We start from the raw sequence: 7268 nt of genomic DNA, 5'->3' as shown, positions 1-7268 counted from the left end.
CGGCCACACACCCGCGGCCACGCCCGACGAACAACCGGAGAGCGCCGCGCTGCGCACCATGCCCATCTCAGCTCGTCCCGGCCCGTCCCGGCCCATCCCGGGCGCGGTGCACGAGAGCCAGGGCCCGCAGTGGGGTAAACAGGCCGGCGAGGGCACCGTCAGCCGATGTCGAAGCGAGCGGCGGCGCGCAGCAGGGCCGGGGAGAGACGGCCGAGGATGCGGGCAGCCCTGGCCTCGACGGTGACCGGTACGACGGCCTTGTTCTTGCGGACGGCGCGCAGGATCTGGTGGGCGACCTTGTCCGGGGGGAAGTTGCGCCTGGTGTAGAGGGCGGAGATGCGGTCGCGGGTGGCGTCGAGCCGGTCGGCGGACCGGCCGGAGAAGGTGCTGGTGCGGGTGATGTTGGTGTTGACGATGCCGGGGCAGATGGTGGTGACACCGATGCCGGCGGGGGCGAGTTCGGCGCGCAGGCAGTCGGAGAGCATGTAGACAGCAGCCTTGCTGGTGGCGTAGGCGGCGAGGATCTTGCTGGGCAGGTACGCGGCGGCGGAGGCGAGGTTGACGATGTGGCCGCCCTCACCGCGGTCGACCATGAGGGTGCCGAAGGCATGGCAGCCGTGGATGACGCCCCCGAGGTTGACCTCCAGGATGCGGCGCCACTCCTTCTCGGTGGTCTGCAGGAAGGTGCCGCAGTGGCCGACGCCCGCGTTGTTGACCACGATGTCGGGGACGCCGTGGGCTGCGGCGACTTCGGTGGCGAAGGTGTCGACGGCGGGGCCGTCGGAGACGTCGACGCGGTAGGCGTGGGCGGTGGCACCGAGCAGGCGTGCGAGTTCGGCGGTGCGCTCGGCGGTGGCCAGGTCGAGGTCGCAGACCACGACGTCGGCACCGTGCTCGGCGAAGGCCAGTGCGGTGGCACGGCCGATGCCGCTGCCGCCGCCGGTGACAACGGCCAGCTTCCCGGCGAAAGGCCCCCGCCCTCGTTGCGCACCGGAGGCCCGGTCCAGTGCAGGGGATGCGGGCGCACCGTCGGCGCACGAGACGATTTCTTTGATCATTCGTGCCACGGTGGGGCCTTTCTCCAGTAGTGCGGACCAGTGCCCGGCCGGCAGGGTGCGCCGCCACAGGTACGGCGCCCAGCGGCCGAGGTCGTCACCCAGGGCGGGACTGACGTAGCGGTCCCGGGTGAGGGTGATCAGCTGCACCGGTATGGCGGTCGGGCGCTGCCGTGGGCGCAGGAGGCGGGGCAGCATGTTGGCCCGGTACAGCGCGATACCGCGTACGGCGTCGGCGGCAAGGGTGGGCTGCGGGTGGCCGGCTCGCGGGGCGACCCCTTCGGCATACGACAGCACGCGGCCCCACCCCGCGGCCAGGCCCAGCCGCCAGGCGGCGGGGGCGAGCAGCGGCGCGTGGAAGACGCCGATGTACCACGAGTGCGCGGCCTGGGCGAGGAGTTGGCCGACGTGGCGCGGGGTGGGGCGGATAAGGCGTCGTCGAACCCAGTGGCCGACGTGGTCCAGGCAGGGACCGGACAGGGAGGTGTAGGAGGCGATGCGGCCCGCCGAGCGTGGGTCGGTGACGGCCTCCCAGGACTGGATGGACCCCCAGTCGTGGGCGGCGAGGTGTACCGGCCGGTCCGGGCTGACCACGTCGGCCACGGCGAACAGGTCGTCCGCGAGCTGCGGCAGCCGGTAGCCGCGCACACCCGCCGCAGCCCCGGAGGCCCCGGCGCCACGCACGTCGTAGCGCACGACGTGGTGACCGCTGGCTGCGAGGGTGGCGGCGACGTCGTCCCAGACGTGGTGGGTGTCGGGGTAGCCGTGCACGAGCAGTACCGTCGGCCGGGCAGGGTCGCCCTGCTCGTACACGGCCAGCGGCACGCCGGCCGAGATGACCGTACGGTGTTTCATCGTGCGTCCGATCGGGTGTCCGCCTGTTGCCAGCGACGCACGTGTGGCGGGTCGTCGTCGAGCCAGTGGGCATCGTCCTCGGTGACCACCAGTAACTCCTCGAACTTCAGCCCCACCTCGCGGAATCCGACGTGTGGCTCGACCGCCCACAGCCCCGGCGTGGGCGCGTGCCGCGAGGAGCGGCCGTCGGCCCACAGCGGCGAACGGCCGTGCAGGCGCTCGCTGACGAGCTCGCGGCCGAGGGTCTCCAGCGTTCGTACTCCGAAGCCGAGGAGGTTGACTCCGGCGGGCCCGCGGGCGGTCATGCGGGTGACCTGATGGCCGATGACCCGTCCCGGATAGACCTTGTGCCGGTTGTCGTAGCCATGGTGGGCGATGAGCGCGTCCACGGAAGCGTAGATGTCGTTGAGCGGTTTGCGCTGCCGCACCTCACGGAGGATCAGCTCGCGGTATTCGCGCAGGTCAAAGGCAATCTTGTCCCATATGGGATTGTCGCCGGCCTTGCCCGCGTAGCCGATGTCGGCGGTGTAGCCGTCGACGACGGGAGCGCAGTCGAGGATGTACGGCATGCCTTCTTCCAGCTTCCGCCGACCCGCGAAGAACTGCAGCGGCGTCTGGAAGTGCCGGAAGGCGGTACGGTCGCCGAACCAGGCGAAGGGGATGTGGAAGAAGTCCTGGACGCCTTCGTCGACCAGCTCCCGGCGGAGCCGGGCAGCGACCTGACGTTCGGTCACTCCGGGTTCCAGCCAGGCTGCGACACGCTCGGCGCAGCCATAGGCGAGCTGTTGCAGCTCACGGAAGCGGTCGAGGTCGGTGCTGTCGTACGGGAAGGCCGGTGCGGCCTGGGCCTGCATGGTCATGGGCATCGCCTTCGGGTCGTGCGTGTATGTCGCGCGTGTACGGGATCACAGGTCCAGGACGAGACGTTCGCCTGCGGGGGCGCGGGATACGCAGACGAGCATCGCGCCGCCGGCGCGCTCGGCGTCGGTGAGCCGGTGGTCGCGGTGCTCAACCAGTCCGGTGAGGACCCGCTGACGGCAGACCCCGCAGAATCCCCGCCGGCAGGAGTAGGCGGCCGCGGGGACGGCCTCGCTGAGCACGTCCAGGGCGGATCGGTCGGCGGGGACGGGCAGCGCGCGCCCGCTGCGGGCCAGGTGCAGCTCGAAGGGGTGGCCGCCCCGGATCGGGACGGGAGCGAATCGCTCACAGTGCAGGGCCGTGGCGGGGCTCGCGTCGAAGGCCGCCTTGATGCCGTCGAGCATGGGGGCTGGGCCGCAGGCGTAGACGGCGGCCCCGGCCGGGGCGCGGCGCAGCAGGTCGGCGGCAGCGGGGATCCCGTGCTCCTCGCCGGAGAGAATCTCGACCCGGCCACCGAGCTGCCGCAGTTCGTCGGTGAACGGCAGGCGGGCGCGGCTACGACCGGTGTACACAAGCCGCCAGTCCAGACCGCGCCGCGTGGCCTCGCGGGCCATCGGCAGGATGGGGGTGATGCCGATGCCGCCCGCGATGAGCAGCACGCAGGGCTCGGCGGCGAACGGGAAGGCGTTGCGCGGCCCACTCACGGTGAGCCGGGTACCCTCCGGCAGGGCGTCGTGCACTTCCACCGATCCGCCGCCGCCCGTCTCGATGCGGCGTACCGCGATCCGGTAGGCGGCACGGTCGGCGGGGTCGCCGCACAGGGAGTACTGGCGCCGGCGGCCGGAGGGCAGGTGCAGGTCGAGGTGGGCCCCGGGCCGCCAGGCGGGCAGCGCCGCACCGTCGGGGGCGGCCAGGCGCAGGCAGACGACGTCTTCGGCCTCGGCACGGCGGGTGGCCACCACGAGGTTGCGCGGGGGCGCGTTCGCCGCAGCGGGCCGACGGCGGCGGCGCGGCCGGGTGGACAACGGGAAGAACGCGTCGCCGAAGGCGGCCAGTGCCCGCATCATGCGGTCGGCACGGGGTCTGCCGTACAGGTCGGGGGGAAGGGATCGGCTCACGGGTCCGGGTCCTGTTCGAACGTCAGTGGGCGGCGGCGCGGGCAGCCGGGGACGTGGCGAGGTAGGCGACCGCCTGCCGGGTCGAGCCCTCCTGGGCGGGGTGGTAGCCGCGCTTGACGTAGCGCGCCCCGGAGCGCACAGCCGCACCGGGGCTTGGCAGCAGCCCGCGCCGCGAAGCCGCGAGGAAGCCGTGCCAGCTCGCCTTCTGCCGTGGCCCGACCGGCTGCGGATCGGCGGCCATCAGGAAGCGCGCTCCGCGGATCCACAGCCAGTACAGGGCAGGACCGGTGATCGCCATGGTGCGGATCCGCCGCGCGTAGCCCGGGTCCAGGTGTCTGAGCAGGTCGTACGCGACGCTGCGGTGCTCGACCTCCTCCGCGCCGTGCCAGCGCAGCAGGTCCAGCATCACCGGGTCGGCGCCGGCGAGGTCCAGGGCGTCCGCGTTGAGTACCCAGTTGCCGAGGAAAGCGGTGAAGTGCTCGACCGCGGCGATGATCGCAACCCGCTCGACGACATGCTCCCGGGCCCGCTCCGGCGCCAGTCCCGGGCGCTCCCCCAGCACCCGGTGGAACAGCCACTCGACCTGCCGTACGTACGGGCCCGGATCCAAGCCCTTGGCGAGCAGGTGGTCAAGCACTCCCTGGTGGGCCTGCGCGTGGATGGCCTCCTGCCCGATGAACCCGAGCACGTCCTCCCTCAGCCGGTCATCGGTGATCAGTGGCAGGGCCTGCTTGAAGACGCGTACGAACCAGCGCTCGCCCTCGGGCAGCAGCAGATGCAGCACGTTGATGGTGTGGGTGGCTGTCGGCTCGCCCGGGATCCAGTGCATCGGAAGCCGTGACCAGTCGAAACGGACGTCGCGCGGCTGCAGGACCAGGTTGTCGTGCTCTTGTACAGGGGACTCGGCAGGGAACATCGAAGCGCTCCTCCGTCACCTAGAGGGGGCTGAAGAAGGCGCGACGTGCCGGCTGCGCCTCAGGACGCGCCACACCCTTATTGATGATTACTCAACAGTAGGGACTATTGAGCTGGAGTCAATAGGATGGACACATGATTCGCCCCCCCGGCGTGCGCGGCACCCGACTCCTTCCCTCCGACCGCCGGAGCCAGATCCTGGCCGCCGCACGCCGCATCCTGCAAACGCGGACGATCGACGACATCTCCGTCGAGTCCGTGGCCGCCGAGGCTGGCGTCTCCCCCGGGCTGCTGTTCCACTACTTCGGCTCGCAACGCAAGTTCCGGCACGCCGTCCTCCAGGCCGCCGCCGAGGACCTGCTCGGCCATCTGCGCCCCGAACCGTCCCTGCGCCCCGGCGAGCAGCTGCGCACCGGCGTCGAGACCTTCGTCGAGTACGTCTCTCGCCATCCCGACATCTACCAGGCCGTCACCCGGCTCGACAGCGGCAGCGACATGCGCACCCTGCACCGCTCGACCCGCGCCACCCTGGCAGGCTGGATCACCGAAGGCCTCACTTCCGCGGGCGCACCCGCCACCCCTGCCCTCACCATGGCCGTGGCCGGCTGGTTGGCGTACATGGAGGAAGTCGTCCTTAGCTGGCTCGAACAGCCGGCCATCGACCGGGCCGGCCTCATCGACCTGTGCGAACGCACCTGCTACCAGGTCGTCATGGCCGCCTTGGACGACCCTGAGCAGTACGAGCAGCTCAAAAACCGCATCCATGAACGCGCCTGAAACGGCACCGGACCCGACGTCCGGGCCATCCTCGGCCACGGGAGCCGTCCGCGCGATCCTGTCCAATCCCGCTACGCCGGACGGCAGGTCTGGAACATCTGGAACAATGAGAACAGGTGCCGCAAGGCCGTCGACTGACGTCAGGGCGTTGATCGGCCGTTACCGCGCCGGGGATCTCCTCCGAGGGAAGGTCGCCCCACCGCCAGAGCCGAAGGCGGTCACCGGCCGTCGCGCCAAGATCGCAGAACCGGCCGACCACCTCGATACGCTGCTTCGGCTTGAGATAGGACATTCTTGAGATAGGACATTGAGGTGGAAGGCATCGTCGACGATGCGTGAGTCGGCGGGTAGAGCTGGAAGGCGGGACGATGGCACGGATCGGGTTCGCGGCCGACGGCGAGAACGAGTGTGTCCGTGCCGTGCGCGAGTTCATCCGTACGGAGCACGAGCTAGTGATCCCAAGCGAGTCGACGGTATGGACGGACATGTCGCGCACCGTTGCGAAGTCGGTCGTCTCCGGCGACGTGGACTACGGGGTGCTGATGTGCTGGACGGGCACCGGCACGGCGATCGCGGCCAACAAGGTACGTGGCGCGCGCGCCGCCACGGCGGCCGACGCGTGGACAGCTCGTGGCGCGCGGCTGTGGAACGACGCCAACGTCTTGACGCTGAGCCTCAAACGCCTGGCCCCTGACGTCGCCGTCGAATGCGTGAAGGCATTCCTGGACCAGGCCGAGCCCGACCCCGAGGAACTGCCGGTGATCCAGGGGCTGCGTGACATCGACGGCTGACCGCGCACCGCGTCGGTCACCCGGGCCGACCCGGCAGGGAGCGGTGGCGATGCCGACGAGGCAACCCACGATGATCGACAGCCACTGGCCGGCTGATCGGGTGAGCGGGTGAGCGGCGATGCCGATGACGCCGCCCACGATCGCGGTCAGCACCGCCCGTACCGCCGTCCGCGCGGTGCCCGTCACACCCTGCGTCCGTATCACGGCCACGAGACCTCCAGCGCGACAGCACCACCTCGAACGGGAGCGTCCACCGGCCGGCGGGCCCGGCCGGGGCGTCAGCGAACCATGTCGGGGCCGTTGAGACCCTCGAGCGCGAGAGCCAGCAGCCGGTCGATCGTGACGCGGCCAGAGACGGCGGCCGAGGTCTGCTCGTACGCCCACGCGACACCGCTGACCAGCGTGAACAGCTCGAGGGCGTCAAGATCGGGACGGATTTTCCGCCCGCTGCGCACGGGCGACGAGGGCCGCGCCGGCGTCGCGCATGGCCTCGCAGGCCGCGTGTAGCTCGGTCGAGGTGTCCCGCAACGTCTGCATGAGCGCGGCGGTAAGCCCCGGTAGGGCCCCGTGAACTCGACGAGCTCCCGTAGCCAGGCGGTCAGCGCGGGACCCGGCGCCGCGGTGGCTGAAAGCTCGCCCGCCCGCGCGGTGAGACAGCCGAACCGGTCATGGAGAACGGCTTCCAGCAGAGCCTCCCGCGACGGGAAGTGACGGTAGAACATACCGGTCCCGACGCCGGCCCGACGGGCGATCTCCTCCAGGGACGCTCCGGTGCCGTACTCGGCGAACGCGAGGCGGGCCTGCGTCAGCAGCCGCTCATAGTTGGCCCGGGCATCGGCACGCATGGGCCGCGCCCCGGTCACACCGCTCACCGCTGCCCCTCCCCCGCGCCCCTTTCC

At 71.2% G+C, this 7268-nt stretch carries 6 protein-coding genes and 1 pseudogene; 2 read left to right on the top strand and 5 right to left on the bottom strand.

Features of this window, described 5'->3' with window-relative positions; translation table 11 throughout:
* Positions 1-158: 158 nt before the first annotated feature.
* The 4 genes from CV1CTNOD_RS09785 to CV1CTNOD_RS09770 form a co-directional block, all read right to left on the bottom strand.
* Entirely contained in the window at positions 159-1910 is a 1752-nt protein-coding gene (locus CV1CTNOD_RS09785; protein ID WP_131785812.1) for an SDR family oxidoreductase, read from the bottom strand.
* Positions 1907-2770 (bottom strand): M24 family metallopeptidase, encoded by an 864-nt coding sequence (locus CV1CTNOD_RS09780; protein WP_242606557.1) that lies wholly within the window; start codon positions 2768-2770, stop codon positions 1907-1909. Before CV1CTNOD_RS09780 ends, CV1CTNOD_RS09785 begins: the two co-directional genes overlap by 4 nt.
* 45 nt (positions 2771-2815) lie before the next feature.
* A complete protein-coding gene (locus tag CV1CTNOD_RS09775; RefSeq protein ID WP_131785814.1) occupies positions 2816-3835 on the bottom strand; it encodes a 2Fe-2S iron-sulfur cluster-binding protein in 1020 nt (339 codons plus the stop codon).
* A 73-nt stretch (positions 3836-3908) separates the two neighbouring features.
* On the bottom strand, positions 3909-4802 hold the full coding sequence (locus CV1CTNOD_RS09770) for a metal-dependent hydrolase (RefSeq protein WP_131785811.1): 894 nt from the start codon (positions 4800-4802) through the stop codon (positions 3909-3911).
* A gap of 134 nt (positions 4803-4936) precedes the next feature.
* Here CV1CTNOD_RS09770 and CV1CTNOD_RS09765 point away from each other — a divergent pair, with 134 nt between their 5' ends.
* Positions 4937-5578 carry a TetR/AcrR family transcriptional regulator gene (locus tag CV1CTNOD_RS09765; RefSeq protein WP_131785810.1) on the top strand — a complete coding sequence of 214 codons (642 nt, stop codon included), beginning with the start codon at positions 4937-4939 and terminating at the stop codon, positions 5576-5578.
* Positions 5579-5946: 368 nt separating this feature from the next.
* On the top strand, positions 5947-6369 hold the full coding sequence (locus CV1CTNOD_RS09760; RefSeq protein WP_131785813.1) for an RpiB/LacA/LacB family sugar-phosphate isomerase: 423 nt from the start codon (positions 5947-5949) through the stop codon (positions 6367-6369).
* 278 nt (positions 6370-6647) lie between these two features.
* Here CV1CTNOD_RS09760 and CV1CTNOD_RS09755 read toward each other — a convergent pair.
* Positions 6648-7241, bottom strand: a pseudogene (locus CV1CTNOD_RS09755) (TetR/AcrR family transcriptional regulator).
* Positions 7242-7268 lie beyond the last annotated feature (27 nt).

Origin of the sequence: Protofrankia symbiont of Coriaria ruscifolia (genome assembly GCF_900634745.1) — a bacterium.
In the GTDB taxonomy this organism is placed as follows: domain Bacteria; phylum Actinomycetota; class Actinomycetes; order Frankiales; family Frankiaceae; genus Protofrankia; species Protofrankia californiensis.
This window is presented reverse-complemented; position numbering and strand designations above follow the sequence as displayed.